Below are 14,452 nucleotides of genomic sequence, written 5' to 3'. Positions count from 1 at the left end.
GGCCGCCCCGGGGAGGCGGTGGACCGGCTCAGCCCCGCCGGGACAGGGCCTCGCGGACCGCCTCCTCCGAGCGGGCGACCACCGCCGTGCCGTCCTCCGCCGTGATGATCGGGCGCTGGATGAGCTTCGGGTGCGCCGCCAGGTGGGCGATCCAGCGGCCCCGGGCCGCGTCCGTCTCCTCGCGCGGCAGGTCCCGTACGCCGGTCTCCTTCGCGAGCGGGTCCGAGGTGCGCGTGATGTCCCACGGCTCCAGGCCGAGCCGGTCCAGGACCTCGCGGATCTCGTCCTCGGAGGGCACGTCCTCCAGGTAGCGGCGCACCGTGTACTCGGCGCCCTCGGCGTCCAGCAGGGTCAGCGCGCTGCGGCACTTCGAACAGGCGGGATTGATCCAGATCTCCATGTCCCCCAGCCTAGCCAGAGCCTGTCTGGCCAGGGGCTTTTGTCAGTGGTCCCCGGTAAAATCGAGGGAGAACGACAGGACGCCAACTACCGTTTGGGAGGCTGTAGATGGCCACTGCCACGACCATTGAGCCCGTCAAGAAGAAGCCGCTGCCGGCGGGCCTGCCCCGCGAGTGGTACGAGAGCCACAACCGCCGTCTGAAGGCGATGCGGCTGGCGATATCCCTGCTCGACTCGGGGACGTACGACGCCCGCCGCGCCACCAACCGGAAGATCCGCACGATGGCCGTCCGCACGGGCGTCCACCGCCCGTCGAACGTCACGTGCAGGCTGGTCCGCGCCTTCATCATCAGCAACGGAGCCTGAGCAGCCGGCCGGGTCGGACGCGTCGGGCAGAGTGTTCGCGAACGCTCTGCCCGACGCGGGGGGTCGTGAGGGAGGCATTGCGGTGAGCGGGCGCGTACGGACCCATTGCGGCGTTGCCGCGGGTGGCGGGCTTTACTTCGCCGTGCTGCCGGTTCTGCCGATTGTCGCCGCCGTCCTGAGGCCGGCACTGGTGGCTCCTGAGCTCTGCGGCGCCGGGTCTCACAGAGTCATACGGGCTCCGCGGCGTCCGGAATCGACAGCACCAGCAGGGCCACGTCGTCGCGGGGGCCGCCGTCGGTGAACGCCACCAGGTCCTGCCACACCGCCTCGACCAGGCCCGCCGGGTCCTTCGAGAGGCCCGGGACCCTGGCGGCCAGCGGGTAGAAGTCGCCCGCCGCATCCCGGGCCTCCGTTACCCCGTCCGTGTGCGCGAGCAGCCGGTCGCCCGGCAGCAGCGGTACGCCGGCCACCACCGCGAGGTCCGATCCGGCGAGCCCGAGCCCCAGCGGAGGGCCCGGTTCCACGGCCACCTCCGACACGGTGGACGCCCGCAGCAGCAGCGCCGGCGGATGCCCGCACGAGATGATCCGTACGAGGTCCAGCCCGGGCGGGAACTCCAGCAGCAGCGCCGTCGCGAAGAGCTCCGGATGCTCGACGGCGGCGCCCGCCGAGTCCGCCGAGTCCGCCGAGTCCGCCGAGTCCGCCGGGCGCGCGGTGTCCGCCGGGCCGGCCGGGCCGCCCGAGCCGGCCGGGCCCGCGGTGTCCGCCAGGAGCCTGCGGTCCAGCCGGGCGGCCACCCCCGCGAGCTCCGGATCGTCCAGGACCCCTTCCCGGAAGGCGCCGAGCAGCGCCGCCACCGTGCCGACGGCGGCCAGACCGTGCCCCTGCACGTCCCCGACCAGCGCCCGCACCCCGTACGGCCCGATCCGTACGTCGTAGAGGTCCCCGCCGACCAGCGTGCCGCGCTGGGCGGCCCGGTACAGCCCGGCGCAACGCACCGGACCGACCCGGTCCGGCACCGGCGGCAGCACCGCCAGCTGGGCCGCCTCCGCGACGGTCCGCACACTGACCAGCTGCGCGTCGCGGCGCCGCCGGACCCAGGCGATCACCACGCTGAGCAGCCCGATCGCGGCCACCGTGGCCAGATCCGTCCCGTGGGCGTGCGCGACCTCGATCCACGGCGCCCCGAGCAGGAAGAGCACCAGCGTGGCGAAGACGGCCGTCCCGGCCGCCCCGTACGCGAAGGCCGCCACCGGGGGCAGGCCCGCGAGGAAGAAGCCCAGCTCGATGTCGCCCGGGGTGATGCGCTGCGCGAGCACCAGCACCACCAGCGCCACCGCGGGCGCGAGCCGCGCCCAGCGTGGTGGCGGCTTTCCTTGCAGCCAGCCAGGCTCCTCGCGTCGGCGTCTCACCCTTCCACCCTGGTACGGGGGCCGGGGCCGCGCACGCCGGACCGGCCCGCCGGGTGGCCCTGCGGGGTCCGGGCGCCGACAGTGGTCCCGTGACGGATGCGGACGGGGCGGAGCAGAGCGCGGCGATCAGCACGCGGCTGAACTGGTTGCGCGCGGGGGTGCTCGGCGCGAATGACGGGATCATCTCCACCGCAGGCCTGGTGGTGGGCGTGGCCGGGGCCACCACCTCGCGCACGTCGATCCTGGAGGCTGGGGTGGCCGGGCTGCTGGCGGGGTCGCTGTCGATGGCGGCGGGGGAGTACGTCTCGGTGAGCTCCCAGCGGGACTCGGAGCGGGCCGCGCTGGAGACGGAGCGGCAGGAGCTGGCGGCGGAGCCGGAGGCGGAGCTGGAGGAACTGACCGAGCTGCTGCGGGCCAGGGGGCTGAGCCGGGAGCTGGCGAGGGAGGCGGCGGAGCAGCTGACGGAGCGGGACGCGCTGAAGGCGCACGCGAGGGTGGAGCTCGGGATCGATCCCGACGAGCTGGTCAACCCGTGGCACGCGGCGTTCGCGAGCCTGGTCGCGTTCACGGTGGGGGCGCTGCTCCCGCTGCTGGCGATCGCGCTGCCGGGGGCGTCGGAGCGGGTGCCGGTGACGGTGGTGGCGGTGCTGGGGGCGCTCACGCTGTGCGGGGTGACCAGCGCCCGGCTCGGCGGCGCGCCTGCCCTCCGGGCAGTCCTGCGCAATGTCGCCGGGGGCGCCCTGGCGATGACGGTCACGTACGCGGTCGGCACCTGGCTGGGCACCACCTGATCCCGGACGCCCCGGCGCGGAGACCCCGCGGGCCGGCCCGCGCGGGCCCCCGACAACGGCACCACCCCCCCCGGACGCCCCGGGCGCGGTGCGGGGGCTGCGGGGTTCCGGGCCGCTCCCGGCGGCGGCGCCGTGCTCGGTTGTCCCGGGCGCGGTGGGGGCCTCTCGGGTTCGGGGCCGGCCCCGAACGATGGCGCCGCACGCGGACGTCCCGTGCGCGGTGCGGGGCCTGTGGGGTTCGGGGGCTGGCTCCCGGCGGCGGCGCACGCACGCCCCGGCGTGGTGCGGGGGCCTGTGAGGTTCCGGGCCGACCCCCGGCAGCGGCGCCGCGCCCGGACGTCCCGGCGTGGTGTTTGGGCCTGTGGGGTTCGGGTCGGCCCGCGGCGGCGGCGCTGTGCCTGGGCGGGTCCGGGCGGAGCTCGGGGAACGGGACGGGGCGGGGGAGAAGGCTCGCGCAGCGCCACCGGATGCGCCGCGCGGCGGACCTGCATCATGGGGGCATGCGTATCGCCATCACCGGCTCCAGCGGCCTCATCGGCAAGGCCCTCGTACGGTCCCTGCGCGCAGACGGCCACGACGTGGTCCGCTTCGTGCGCCGCACGGCCGCCGCACCCGACGAGGCGACCTGGGACCCGCGGTGCGGGTACGTCGGCCCCACCGGGCTCGCCGGCTGCGCGGCCGTCGTCCACCTCGCCGGGGCCGGGGTCGGCGATCACCGGTGGACCGCCGCGTACAAGAAGGAGATCCGGGACAGCCGGGTCGGCGGCACCGACGCGCTCGCCCGGGCGATCGCCGCGCTCGACGAGCCGCCCGCCGTCTTCGTCAGCGGCTCCGCCATCGGCTACTACGGCGACACCGGCGACCGCGCCGTCGACGAGCACGCCCCGGCAGGGCGGGGCTTCCTGCCCGAGGTCTGCGTCGAGTGGGAGGCGGCCGCGGCCCCCGCCCAAGAGGCCGGCGTACGGACCGTCTTCGCCCGGACCGGACTGGTGGTCGCCGCCGAGGGCGGGGCCTGGGGCAAGCTGTTCCCGATCTTCCGGGCCGGGATCGGCGGCCGGCTCGGCAACGGCCGGCAGTACTGGTCCTTCATCTCCATGCACGACGAGATCGCCGCCCTGCGGCATGCCATCGACACCCCGGAGCTGTCCGGCCCCGTCAACCTGACCGCCCCCGAGCCGCTGACCAACCGTGAGGTCACCGCCGCGATGGGCCGCGTACTGCACCGGCCGACGCTGTTCGCCGTACCGGCGCCGGCCATGCGCGTGGTGCTGGGGGAGTTCGCCGGGGACGTGCTCGGCAGTCAGCGGGTGCGGCCCGCCCGGCTGTTGGAGACCGGGTTCACCTTCCGGTACCCGGGGATCGACGAGGCGATCCGGGCCGCGCTCGGCCGGTAGAACCGGGCTCACCCCCGCCCTGCCTGCGCCCCCGCCCTGCCTGCGCCTTCCGCCCCGCCTGCGCCCCCCGCCCCGCCCGCGCCCGCGGCTCCGCGCCGCGCGCGGCGCCGCCGGGCCCTGCCCGAACCGCCCGGCAGCGCGCGCCCCACCCCCGTGCGACCGTTTGTGACCCGGATGCGACCGCCGTGCGACCGTAGTTGACCGCAATACCCCATCGAACTCAGGTTCCCCTGGAGCTCGTTGGGGGAAGGAGGATTCCCACACAGCCGCGCCGACCTCGGGGAGGGGCACGTGCTCAGCAGCTCACACCGCGCCGCACAGCATGCGGACGTCGTCATCGTAGGAGCCGGAGTCTCAGGACTCGCGGCGGCACACCACCTGATCGCAGCAGGGGTCACGGTCACCGTTCTGGAGGCCGCCGACGATCCCGGCGGCCGGATGGCCACCGAGCAGGTCGACGGATTCCGGCTGGACCGGATCGGGCAGCTGCTCAACACCTCGTACACGGAGCTCGATCGGACCCCCGGCCTGGCCGGTCTGGTCCTGCGTCCCTTCGCGCCGGGGGCGCTCGTCCACACGGACGGCAGGCAGTTGCGCGCCGGAGCGCTGACCCCGGCCCGCGCGCTGGCCAGCGGCTCCTTCGACCAGGCCCGGCTCAGCGCCTACCTCGGCCGGCTCGCCGCCCTGCCCGTGGACCGCGTACTGGCCCGCCCCGAGCGCACGGCACTCGCCGCCCTGCGCTCCCGGGGCCTCGGCACGACCCTGCGGCCCCTGCTCGCCGCCCTGCTCCGCGATCCGGAGCTCACCACCTCCAGCCGGGTCGCCGACCTCGCCCTGCGCACCTTCGCCCGCGGCCGGCTCGCCGTGCCCGAGGGCGGCGCCGCGGCCCTGCCCGAGCTGCTCGCAGCCGGGCTGCCGCCCGGCACCGTGCGCACCGGGGTCCGGGTCCGGTCGGTGGCGACCAACCTGGTCACCACCGAGGAGCACGGCGACTTCAGCTGCCGCTCGGCCGTCCTGGCCACCGGCGCGCGGGCCGCCGCCGGACTGCTGCCGGGGCTGCGGGTGCCGGACTTCCACGAGGTCACCGTCATCCACCACGCCACCGCCGCCCCGCTTCCGTGGGACGGCTCGCTCCTGCTCGACGGCGATCCCAGGTGGCCCGTCGCCCACACCGCCGTGATGAGCGCGGTCGACCCGACGCGGGCCCCGGCCGGCCGGAGCCTGGTCACCACCACCGTGCTCGGCCCGCCGCCGCCCATGCGCACGGTCTCCTCGCGCCTCGCCCGGCTGTACGAGACCGGCACCCGGGACTGGGAGCTGCTGGCCGTCCACCACACCCCGGAGGCCGTACCCGCGATGCCGCCGCCCTACGACCTGCGCCGTCCGGTCCGGGTCCTGGCCGGGCTGTACGTGTGCGGCGACCACCGCGACTCCAACACCGTCCAGGGGGCGCTGCACTCGGCCCGCCGCGCCGCCACGGCCGTCCTGCGCGACTTCGGCATCCGGCTCCCGGCGAGCGCGGAGCCCTCCGTTGCGGCGGTGGCCTGAGAACCACCGTGCCAGGGCCCGGTTCCCCCCTGCGGAACCGGGCCCACGCCTGACCCCTCCGACCGCTCCGACCGTTCCGACCCCTCCGACCGCCTGACCGCGTCGGCCTCGGTGCCGTCGTCGCCTCACGACAGCGCCGCGACCCGGTCCCGGTACGTCCGCACCGCCGAGGCGTCCCGGTACGGCTCCAGCCGGCGCTCGAAGTCCCGTACGTACTCCACCGCGCGCACCGATCGCATCTCCATCGCCTGCTGCGCCGCCTCCGCGCCCAGCGCGCACGCCTGGTCCAGCTCACCCAGCCCCAGCCGGGCCGTGGCCAGCACCACCCGGCAGAACAGCCGCGAGCGCGCGAACCCCGGTGCGCGCAGCTGGAGCGAGCGCTCCGCGTGCTGCGCCGAGGCCCGGTACTGCTGGAGGTCCCGGTGGCAGTGTCCGAACTCGTCCGCCAGCTGCGCCTCGTCGAACAGCCGCGCCCAGTGCGGTACGTCGTCCCCGGGCCGGGCCCCGCCCAGCGCGCGTTCGGCCCGCACCAGCGAGGCCGTCGCCGCCCGGACCTCGCCGAGCACCGCGTGCCCGCGGGCCTCCGCCGCGTGCAGGAGCGCCTGCACCACCGGCGGCGGCCCGGCGCCGACGCCCTGCTGCGCGACGCGGGCCAGCTGCACGGCTTCCCGGCCGTGGCCGAGGTAGACGGCCTGCCGGCTCATGGTCACCAGCACGTACGAGCCGTACGGCCGGTCCCCGGCGGCCTGCGCGAGGCGCAGGGCCTGCACGAAGTACCGCTGGGCGAGTCCGTGCGCGGCGATGTCGTACGAGGTCCAGCCCGCGAGCCGGGTCAGGTCGGCGGCGGCCGAGAAGAGCCGCCTCCCGGTGGTCTCCCCGTAGGTGCCGCGGAGCATGGGCTCGGCCTCGTGCTCGAGGTAGCGCACCAGGGCCTGCCGGGCGTGCCCGCCGCCGTAGGCCTGGTCCAGGGTCCGGAACAGCTCGCTCACCGACCGCAGCGCCGCGATGTCCCCGCTGGTCACCCGCTGGCCGGGCCCCCGGTCGATCTGCCGCTGCCGGGGCACCGAGGCCCGGCCCTGCACCGGCACGCGGGCCGCGGCCGCCGGGTCCGCGCCGCGGCCCACGCGCTCGTCGGCCCGCCCGATGAGCCAGTCCCGGCTGGGCACGACCAGCCCGGCGGGGGTGAACGCGATCTTCCGCAGCTCGGCGTGGGAGCCGGAGTCCTTGCGCCACAGCCCGCTGGCGATGTCCACCGCCTCCTCGGGGGTGGCCGCGAACTCCAGACCGGCGTAGACGGGCGCGCAGGCGTCCAGGCCCAGATCCTGCGCGGAGAGCCGCCGTCCCAGGCGCCGGGTGAAGACCTCCGCGATCAGCGCCGGAGTGGTCCCGCGCGGCTGCTGCCCGCGCAGCCATCGGGTCACGGAGGTCTTGTCGTACCGCAGATCGAGACCGTGCTCCAGGCCGAGCTGGTCGACGCGGCGGGCCAGACCGGCGTTGGAGAACCCGGCTTCCGCGATCAGCGCCGCGAGCTGCCGGTTGGGGACGCGCTGGGCAGGTCGTTCCGTCATCGGCTCCACGGTTTCCTGACGTGACGGACCGGAGTCCCGGCCCTGTGAACGGCGTGAATGTAGCGGCGAACTTCGCTCGTACCGCCCCCTCTGCCCCACATTCATCCGATCGTGTGCAGAACCGGTAGGGCCCTTTACGGACCGACCCCTCCGTCCGCGTACGCTGCGCGACATGACCCGCAGGCCCACGAGGGCGGAGCCCTCCGCCGACGCCACCGCGCCGCTGCCCGCGCCCGAGCTCACCGAAGCCGAGTGCCGGCGGTGCGGCACGTACATCGCGGGTCTGGACGGCCGGTACGCGTGCGGGGTCTGCGGCTGGGTCAACGACCACTCGGAGGGCCACCGGCGGCTGCCGCGCGCCGACGAGGACCCGGACCGGCCGCCCCGGGGCCGCAGGCGGCCCAGGCCGCTGCCGCCGGGCCCCGCGGAGGGGCCGCCGGCGGGCGGCTGAGGGGGCGGGAACCGGCCGCCGTACTCTTGGCTGGGTGCGATACGTGCACACGGCAGGTTCAACGAGGAGGCGCTGCGGTGGCTGAGCTTGGGTTTGTCCATCTGGGCTTCGGACCCGATTACGTCGAGTACACCCAGGCCTGGGAGGAGCAGCGGCGGGTCCACGCCGCGCGCTTCGCGGACGAGATACACGACACCTGCCTCCTGCTGGAGCACCAGCCCGTCTACACCGCCGGCCGGCGCACCGCGGACAACGAGCGCCCGCTGGACGGCACGCCCGTCGTGGACGTGGACCGCGGCGGCAAGATCACCTGGCACGGCCCGGGCCAGCTGGTCGGCTACCCGATCATGAAGCTGCCCCGTCCGGTCGACGTCGTCGCGCACGTGCGCCGGCTGGAGGAGGCGCTGATCCGCACCGCCGCCGAGTTCGGCCTGGAGACCACCCGGGTCGAGGGCCGCTCCGGCGTGTGGGTGCTCGGCGACCCGGTGCAGGAGCGCCCCAGGATCGGCGGCCTCAGCCTCGACTTCGACCCGCGCATCGGCGACGACGAGTTCGACGCCCGGCTCAACGGTCCCGAGTACGCCCCGTCGAACGCCGGCCAGCGCCGCGAGGACCGCAAACTCGCCGCGATCGGCATCCGGGTCGCCAAGGGCGTCACGATGCACGGCTTCTCCTTCAACGTGAACCCGGACAACACGTGGTTCGACCGGATCGTGCCCTGCGGCATCCGGGACGCCGGTGTGACCTCGCTCTCGTACGAACTGGGCCGCGAGGTCACCATCGCCGAGGTGCTGCCGGTCGTCGAACGGCACCTGAAGGACGTACTGGAGCACGCGGAGCTGCGGCCCCGGGAGATCGAGCAGGTGGCGGGCGCCTAGCGGCCGGGGAATGGGTCCGGCCGTCCACCGGTTGGCCGACGTAAGAGCGTACGAATTTACGGGCGTACCCTGGTGGGCGCCGAAGAATCGAAGTCACAGGGAGCCGGTCGTGTCCGCAGTCGCACCCGACGGACGCAAGATGCTGCGCCTCGAGGTCCGGAACAGCCAGACCCCCATCGAGCGCAAGCCCGAGTGGATCAAGACCCGGGCGAAGATGGGTCCCGAGTACACCAAGATGCAGGCCCTGGTGAAGGGCGAAGGACTGCACACGGTGTGCCAGGAGGCCGGTTGTCCGAACATCTACGAATGCTGGGAGGACCGCGAGGCCACCTTCCTCATCGGTGGCGACCAGTGCACCCGGCGCTGTGACTTCTGCCAGATCGACACGGGCAAGCCCGAGGCCCTGGACCGGGACGAGCCGCGCCGCGTCGGCGAGTCGGTCGTCACGATGGACCTGAACTACGCCACGATCACCGGCGTCGCGCGCGACGACCTGGCCGACGGCGGTGCCTGGCTGTACGCCGAGACCGTGCGCCAGATCCACGGGCAGACGGCGGGCCGCGAGGGCGGGCGCACCAAGGTCGAGCTGCTGGCCCCCGACTTCAACGCGGTCCCGGAGCTGCTGGAGGAGGTCTTCGCCTCCCGCCCCGAGGTCTTCGCGCACAACGTCGAGACGGTGCCGCGGATCTTCAAGCGGATCCGCCCCGGCTTCCGCTACGAGCGCTCGCTCGACGTGATCACCCGGGCGCGCGCCTACGGCCTGGTCACCAAGTCGAACCTGATCCTCGGCATGGGCGAGGAGCGCGAGGAGGTCTCGCAGGCGCTGAAGGACCTCCACGAGGCCGGCTGCGAGCTCATCACCATCACCCAGTACCTGCGGCCCTCGCCGCGGCACCACCCCGTCGAGCGCTGGGTGAAGCCGGACGAGTTCGTGGAGCTGGCGAAGGAGGCCGAGGAGATCGGCTTCTCCGGTGTGATGTCCGGCCCGCTGGTCCGGTCCTCGTACCGGGCGGGTCGCCTCTACCAGCAGGCGATGGAGAAGCGCAGCCGAGTCTGAGCGCAGGTCGAGGGTCCGCCCGAGGTACGAGGGCGGGCACTCGGCCGGAGCGGTGCCGAGGCGGAGCTCGACCGCAGGCGGGGAGAAGCGCGCGACGGTGTGACGCGCGCTACCACACGGACTGTGTGAACTCACGCACAAAGTCCTACCAATCAGTAACACCGCATCCACGCGGCCCCTAGGCTCTTTGTAACGAAGAGCCCGGCGGGCCGCGTAAATGTTTCATCACCGTTTGACCGACCGGTCATGCCCTGGTAACACCAGTCAGTGACGATGGGTCCACGCACCGCGCACACCGCCGCGCACCGCCGACCCACCCCGCCGCGCACCCCAAGCCCCCCGATGAGCACCGTGAGCACCGTGAAAGGGATCGACATCATGCAGGCCGCGCCCGTACGCGCCATCGCCATTCCGTCGTTCACCGACGCCTTCCGGGGCTTCGAGTCGCTGCTCATGAGCGGCGCCCGCCGCAATGCATGGACCGCCGTCCTCGAGGACCGCCGCCGGGCCAAGGACCGGGTCGAAACCGAGCACGTACTCGAGGCCGCGGCGACCCGGACCCCGCAGGCCACGTAAACTTCGCTGTATGGCGAGGAAGTCAAACGCAGAGACTGCTGCGAACCCCGGGCGACTGAAGCAGATCGCCCTGACGTACAAGATGACGCGCAAGGCCGACCCGAAGGTCGGTCTGATCGTCGCGGGCGTGGGAATCGTCACCTTCGGTGTCTTTCTTGCGATCGGCTTCCTGATCGACCACCCGGTCTACCTGGGCATTCTGGGCTTCCTGGTGGCGTTCCTCGCGATGGCGATCGTCTTCGGACGGCGGGCCGAGCGGGCTGCCTTCGGGCAGATGGAGGGACAGCCGGGCGCGGCCGCGGCCGTACTGGACAACGTGGGACGGGGCTGGAGCACCACCCCGGCCATCGCGATGAACCGGAGCCAGGACATCGTCCACCGGGCCGTGGGCAAGGCCGGCGTCGTACTGATCGCCGAGGGCAACGCGAACCGGCTGAAGCCGATGCTCGCCGCCGAGAAGAAGAAGCTGGCCCGGATCATGCCGGACGTCCCGGTGCACGACTTCATCGTGGGCACCGGCGAGGGCGAGGTCCCGCTGAAGAAGCTGCGCACGACGCTGCTCAAGCTGCCGCGCGTGCTGGACGGCCCGCAGATCACCCAGGTCAACGACAAGCTGCGTGCCATGGGCGATCTCATGAGCAACATGCCGCTGCCGAAGGGCCCGATGCCCAAGGGCATGCGGATGCCGCGCGGCGGAAAGATGCGCTGACCCGCTTTTCGTATACAACGCTTAACGCACAACGCACCGCGCGTACGACACAGGGGCGCCCCCGAGCCGAACGGCTTCGGGGGCGCCCCTGTGCGTATTGCTGCGGGCGGGTCAGATCCTCACCTGGACGGCGCGGGCCAGCCGGTCGTGCAGGCCGCGCCCGTCCCGGTCCCAGACCAGCGCCGGGATGACGAGGGCGAGCAGCACCGTGCGCAGCACGACCCGGCCGAGGCCGAGGCGGCCGCCGTCCAGCGCGACGACCCGCAGGCCCACGAGCCGCTTCCCGGGGGTGAATCCCACGGTGCCGACGGTGAGGATGCTCAGCACCACGAAGAGGGCCAGCGTCCAGTTGCCCGTGGCGGTCGCGTTGCCGCCCGTGATCAGCCCGTATGCGATCACCTGGCAGCCGATCCAGTCGATGGCGACACCGCCGAGCCGGCGCCCGAACCGGGCCGCGGAGCCGGGCCCCTCCTGGGGCAGGCCGAGCCGCCGGCCCGGGTAGCCGAAGTCGACGCCCATGTCCTCGGCGGCCGCGCGGGGGCCGGAGAGCCAGGATCCGAGTGCTTGCCTGTTGTCCACCCGAACACGGTACCTGTGCGGCTCCACGGCATTCCGGCGGGACCCTGGTTAACTTGTGCGAAACAAATGGGTCATGCTTGAGAAATCCCGCCTGCTTATGGTCGGGTCAGCGTGCGGCACCGCACTGACGCACCACGAGCTATAAAGCCCGCCCTGCCCCGGGGTCGGGAGTAGGAGGAGTTGGATGTTCCAGAACGCCGACGAAGTGAAGCAGTACATCGAGGAGAACGACGTCAAGTTCGTCGACGTCCGCTTCTGCGACCTGCCTGGTGTGATGCAGCACTTCACCATCCCGGCTCGGGCATTCGACCCGGCGGAGGAGCTCGCCTTCGACGGCTCCTCGATCCGCGGCTTCCAGGCGATCCACGAGTCCGACATGGCTCTGCGTGCCGACATCACGACCGCGCGCCTGGACCCGTTCCGCCGTGACAAGACGCTGAACGTCAACTTCTTCATCCACGACCCGATCACGGGCGAGGCCTACAGCCGCGACCCGCGCAACGTCGCGAAGAAGGCCGAGGCCTACCTCGCCTCCACCGGCATCGCCGACACCGCGTACTTCGGCCCCGAGGCCGAGTTCTACGTGTTTGACAGCGTGCGCTTCGCGACCACCGCGAACGAGGGCTTCTACCACATCGACTCCGAGGCCGGCGCCTGGAACACCGGTTCCGAGGAGAACAACCGCGGCTACAAGGTCCGCTACAAGGGCGGCTACTTCCCGGTCGCCCCGGTCGACCACTTCGCCGACCTGCGCGCCGAGATCTCCCTCGAGCTGGACGCCCAGGGCCTCCAGGTCGAGCGCCAGCACCACGAGGTCGGCACCGGCGGCCAGGCCGAGATCAACTACAAGTTCAACACGCTGCTCGCCGCGGCCGACGACCTGATGCTCTTCAAGTACGTCGTGAAGAACGTCGCCTGGCGCAACGGCAAGACCGCGACCTTCATGCCGAAGCCGATCTTCGGTGACAACGGCTCGGGCATGCACGTGCACCAGTCGCTGTGGGCGAACGGCGACCCGCTGTTCTACGACGAGGCCGGCTACGCGGGCCTGTCGGACACCGCGCGCTACTACATCGGCGGCATCCTCAAGCACGCCCCGTCGCTGCTGGCGTTCACCAACCCGACGGTGAACTCCTACCACCGCCTGGTCCCGGGCTTCGAGGCGCCGGTCAACATGGTGTACTCGCAGCGCAACCGCTCCGCCGCCATGCGCATCCCGATCACGGGCTCGAACCCGAAGGCGAAGCGCGTCGAGTTCCGCGCCCCGGACCCGTCCTCGAACCCGTACCTGGCGTTCTCGGCCCTCCTGCTGGCCGGCCTCGACGGTGTGAAGAACAAGATCGAGCCGATGGAGCCGATCGACAAGGACCTCTACGAGCTCTCCCCGGACGAGCACGCGAGCGTCCCGCAGGTCCCGACCAGCCTCGAGGACGTCCTCAAGGCCCTGGAGGACGACCACGAGTACCTCCTGGCCGGCGGTGTCTTCACCCCGGACCTGATCGAGACCTGGATCGACTACAAGCGCACGCACGAGATCGCCCCGATCGCCCTGCGCCCGCACCCGCACGAGTTCGAGCTCTACTTCGACATCTAAGTCGCAGAGCTGACGGCCGGCCGCTGATCGGCCGGTCTTGCGGAGCCCCGCCCTTCTCCTCGGAGAGGGGCGGGGCTCCGCCGTTTTCCGGCTAGGTTCGGGGCATGGACGATCAGTGGAAGACCGTTGGTGCCCTCGCCGCGCGGTTCGATGCGTACGACCGGGAGCGGGGGATGGCGCACGAGGAGAGTGTGACCCTGCAGATCCTCAAGATCGGCGAGGAGTTCGGGGAGGCGGCGCAGGCCGTCATCGGGGCCAAGGGGACCAATCCGCGCAAGGGCACCTCGCACACGTGGAACGACGTGGAGGCCGAGGTCGCCGATGTCATCGTGACCGCGATGGTGGCCCTGGCCCGGATGCGGCCCGATGCCGCCGCGTTCTTCTCCGAGCAGCTCAGGCTGAAGTCTGACCGTTTCCTCTGACCTTGCGCAGCAGCGGCATCGCGCCCGTCAGGTCGCGCAGGCAGCGGACCGCGAGTTCCGGTGGGGAGCCGGGGCCCGCGACCGGGGCTTCCGTGGTCGACCAGAGTTCCAGGGAGATGCGGATGGCGTCCGTGGCGGCCGCCGCGAGGAGGCGGATGCCCAGGGGGTCGGCGTCCACGCCGGCCAGTCGGGCGATCACCGGGACCAGGCGCTCCTCGGAGTCCTGGTTCACGCGGTACCAGACCGCGCGCAGCGCCTCGTCGGCCTGGGCCGCGCGGAGCAGGCCGCGGGTCACCTCCAGGCCCTCCTCCACCGCCTGGGAGTCGCTGAGCGAGCGGGTCACCGCGCGTTCCAGGGCCTCGCCGAGCGGGGTGCCGGGGTCCTCCTCGGCGAGCAGGGCGCGCCAGGCGTCGCCGCCGCCGGCGAGCAGCGGGGCCACGGCCTCCTGCTTGTTGCGGAAGTACCGGTAGAACGTGCGCAGTGCCACGCCGGCCCGGTGCGCGATGTCCTCGGCGGTGGTGCCGTCGGGACCGTGCTCGGCGAACAGTTCGCAGGCCGCGCGGGCGATGTCGAGCTGGGTGGCGGCCTTGCGGCGCTCGGTCAGCGACTGGGCTCCGGGGCCGGCCTGGGGAGCGTACGGACGAGGGGATCTCACGGGTGAAGCCTACCTCCCGCGCCCGCCCGAGATTGCATGCTTTGACACTCTGG

At 73.0% G+C, this 14,452-nt stretch carries 16 protein-coding genes; 11 read left to right on the top strand and 5 right to left on the bottom strand.

Features of this window, described 5'->3' with window-relative positions; all coding sequences use genetic code 11:
* Positions 1-28 precede the first annotated feature (28 nt).
* Positions 29-400 carry an ArsC/Spx/MgsR family protein gene (locus AB0I68_RS02075; protein ID WP_363175223.1) on the bottom strand — a complete coding sequence of 124 codons (372 nt, stop codon included), beginning with the start codon at positions 398-400 and terminating at the stop codon, positions 29-31.
* Between the two features lie 107 nt (positions 401-507).
* Between AB0I68_RS02075 and AB0I68_RS02070 the strand changes: the two genes are divergently transcribed.
* Positions 508-765 carry a hypothetical protein gene (locus AB0I68_RS02070; RefSeq protein ID WP_363175222.1) on the top strand — a complete coding sequence of 86 codons (258 nt, stop codon included), beginning with the start codon at positions 508-510 and terminating at the stop codon, positions 763-765.
* 227 nt (positions 766-992) lie between these two features.
* Here AB0I68_RS02070 and AB0I68_RS02065 read toward each other — a convergent pair whose 3' ends face one another.
* Entirely contained in the window at positions 993-2,177 is a 1,185-nt protein-coding gene (locus tag AB0I68_RS02065; RefSeq protein WP_363175221.1) for a PP2C family protein-serine/threonine phosphatase, read from the bottom strand.
* Between the two features lie 89 nt (positions 2,178-2,266).
* Here AB0I68_RS02065 and AB0I68_RS02060 point away from each other — a divergent pair, with 89 nt between their 5' ends.
* From AB0I68_RS02060 to AB0I68_RS02050, 3 genes are all read left to right on the top strand, one after another.
* Positions 2,267-2,968 (top strand): VIT family protein, encoded by a 702-nt coding sequence (locus AB0I68_RS02060; protein ID WP_363175220.1) that lies wholly within the window; start codon positions 2,267-2,269, stop codon positions 2,966-2,968.
* 500 nt (positions 2,969-3,468) lie between these two features.
* A complete protein-coding gene (locus AB0I68_RS02055; RefSeq protein WP_363175219.1) occupies positions 3,469-4,362 on the top strand; it encodes a TIGR01777 family oxidoreductase in 894 nt (297 codons plus the stop codon).
* A gap of 291 nt (positions 4,363-4,653) precedes the next feature.
* A complete protein-coding gene (locus AB0I68_RS02050; protein WP_363175218.1) occupies positions 4,654-5,910 on the top strand; it encodes an FAD-dependent oxidoreductase in 1,257 nt (418 codons plus the stop codon).
* A gap of 125 nt (positions 5,911-6,035) precedes the next feature.
* Here the strand turns inward: AB0I68_RS02050 and AB0I68_RS02045 are convergent, their stop codons facing one another.
* Positions 6,036-7,478 carry a regulator gene (locus AB0I68_RS02045; protein ID WP_363175217.1) on the bottom strand — a complete coding sequence of 481 codons (1,443 nt, stop codon included), beginning with the start codon at positions 7,476-7,478 and terminating at the stop codon, positions 6,036-6,038.
* A 172-nt stretch (positions 7,479-7,650) separates the two neighbouring features.
* On the opposite strand from AB0I68_RS02045, the gene AB0I68_RS02040 reads away from it, so the two are divergent.
* The 5 genes from AB0I68_RS02040 (at position 7,651) to AB0I68_RS02020 (ending at position 11,149) form a co-directional block, all read left to right on the top strand.
* Positions 7,651-7,929: a hypothetical protein gene (locus tag AB0I68_RS02040; protein ID WP_363175216.1), complete on the top strand. Its 279-nt coding sequence runs from the start codon at positions 7,651-7,653 to the stop codon at positions 7,927-7,929.
* A 77-nt stretch (positions 7,930-8,006) separates the two neighbouring features.
* A complete protein-coding gene (lipB, locus tag AB0I68_RS02035; protein WP_363175215.1) occupies positions 8,007-8,807 on the top strand; it encodes a lipoyl(octanoyl) transferase LipB in 801 nt (266 codons plus the stop codon).
* A gap of 109 nt (positions 8,808-8,916) precedes the next feature.
* Positions 8,917-9,864 carry a lipoyl synthase gene (gene lipA, locus AB0I68_RS02030; RefSeq protein WP_363175214.1) on the top strand — a complete coding sequence of 316 codons (948 nt, stop codon included), beginning with the start codon at positions 8,917-8,919 and terminating at the stop codon, positions 9,862-9,864.
* 378 nt (positions 9,865-10,242) lie between these two features.
* A complete protein-coding gene (locus AB0I68_RS02025; protein WP_054225563.1) occupies positions 10,243-10,440 on the top strand; it encodes a hypothetical protein in 198 nt (65 codons plus the stop codon).
* A gap of 10 nt (positions 10,441-10,450) precedes the next feature.
* A complete protein-coding gene (locus AB0I68_RS02020; RefSeq protein ID WP_363175213.1) occupies positions 10,451-11,149 on the top strand; it encodes a DUF4191 domain-containing protein in 699 nt (232 codons plus the stop codon).
* A 111-nt stretch (positions 11,150-11,260) separates the two neighbouring features.
* On the opposite strand, the gene AB0I68_RS02015 is transcribed toward AB0I68_RS02020, so the two are convergent.
* Positions 11,261-11,728 (bottom strand): RDD family protein, encoded by a 468-nt coding sequence (locus AB0I68_RS02015; RefSeq protein WP_363175212.1) that lies wholly within the window; start codon positions 11,726-11,728, stop codon positions 11,261-11,263.
* 184 nt (positions 11,729-11,912) lie between these two features.
* Here AB0I68_RS02015 and glnA point away from each other — a divergent pair, with 184 nt between their 5' ends.
* A complete protein-coding gene (gene glnA / locus AB0I68_RS02010) occupies positions 11,913-13,322 on the top strand; it encodes a type I glutamate--ammonia ligase (protein ID WP_363175211.1) in 1,410 nt (469 codons plus the stop codon).
* 104 nt (positions 13,323-13,426) lie between these two features.
* Entirely contained in the window at positions 13,427-13,744 is a 318-nt protein-coding gene (locus tag AB0I68_RS02005) for a MazG-like family protein (protein ID WP_363175210.1), read from the top strand.
* Here AB0I68_RS02005 and AB0I68_RS02000 read toward each other — a convergent pair.
* Positions 13,716-14,399 carry a TetR family transcriptional regulator gene (locus AB0I68_RS02000; protein WP_363175209.1) on the bottom strand — a complete coding sequence of 228 codons (684 nt, stop codon included), beginning with the start codon at positions 14,397-14,399 and terminating at the stop codon, positions 13,716-13,718. The two genes, AB0I68_RS02005 and AB0I68_RS02000, sit on opposite strands and share 29 nt — an antisense overlap.
* Positions 14,400-14,452: the final 53 nt, after the last annotated feature.

The sequence above is a fragment of the Streptomyces sp. NPDC050448 genome (genome assembly GCF_040655295.1).
Lineage (GTDB): Bacteria > Actinomycetota > Actinomycetes > Streptomycetales > Streptomycetaceae > Streptomyces.
This window is presented reverse-complemented; position numbering and strand designations above follow the sequence as displayed.

Bases quoted from the DNA above. Each gene is read 5' to 3' on its own strand.
- AB0I68_RS02075 (WP_363175223.1), bottom strand. From the start codon at position 400: ATGGAGATCTGGATCAATCCCGCCTGTTCGAAGTGCCGCAGCGCGCTG.
- AB0I68_RS02070 (WP_363175222.1), top strand. From the start codon at position 508: ATGGCCACTGCCACGACCATTGAGCCCGTCAAGAAGAAGCCGCTGCCG.
- AB0I68_RS02055 (WP_363175219.1), top strand. From the start codon at position 3,469: ATGCGTATCGCCATCACCGGCTCCAGCGGCCTCATCGGCAAGGCCCTC.
- AB0I68_RS02045 (WP_363175217.1), bottom strand. From the start codon at position 7,478: ATGACGGAACGACCTGCCCAGCGCGTCCCCAACCGGCAGCTCGCGGCG.
- AB0I68_RS02040 (WP_363175216.1), top strand. From the start codon at position 7,651: ATGACCCGCAGGCCCACGAGGGCGGAGCCCTCCGCCGACGCCACCGCG.
- AB0I68_RS02025 (WP_054225563.1), top strand. From the start codon at position 10,243: ATGCAGGCCGCGCCCGTACGCGCCATCGCCATTCCGTCGTTCACCGAC.
- AB0I68_RS02020 (WP_363175213.1), top strand. From the start codon at position 10,451: ATGGCGAGGAAGTCAAACGCAGAGACTGCTGCGAACCCCGGGCGACTG.
- glnA (WP_363175211.1), top strand. From the start codon at position 11,913: ATGTTCCAGAACGCCGACGAAGTGAAGCAGTACATCGAGGAGAACGAC.
- AB0I68_RS02005 (WP_363175210.1), top strand. From the start codon at position 13,427: ATGGACGATCAGTGGAAGACCGTTGGTGCCCTCGCCGCGCGGTTCGAT.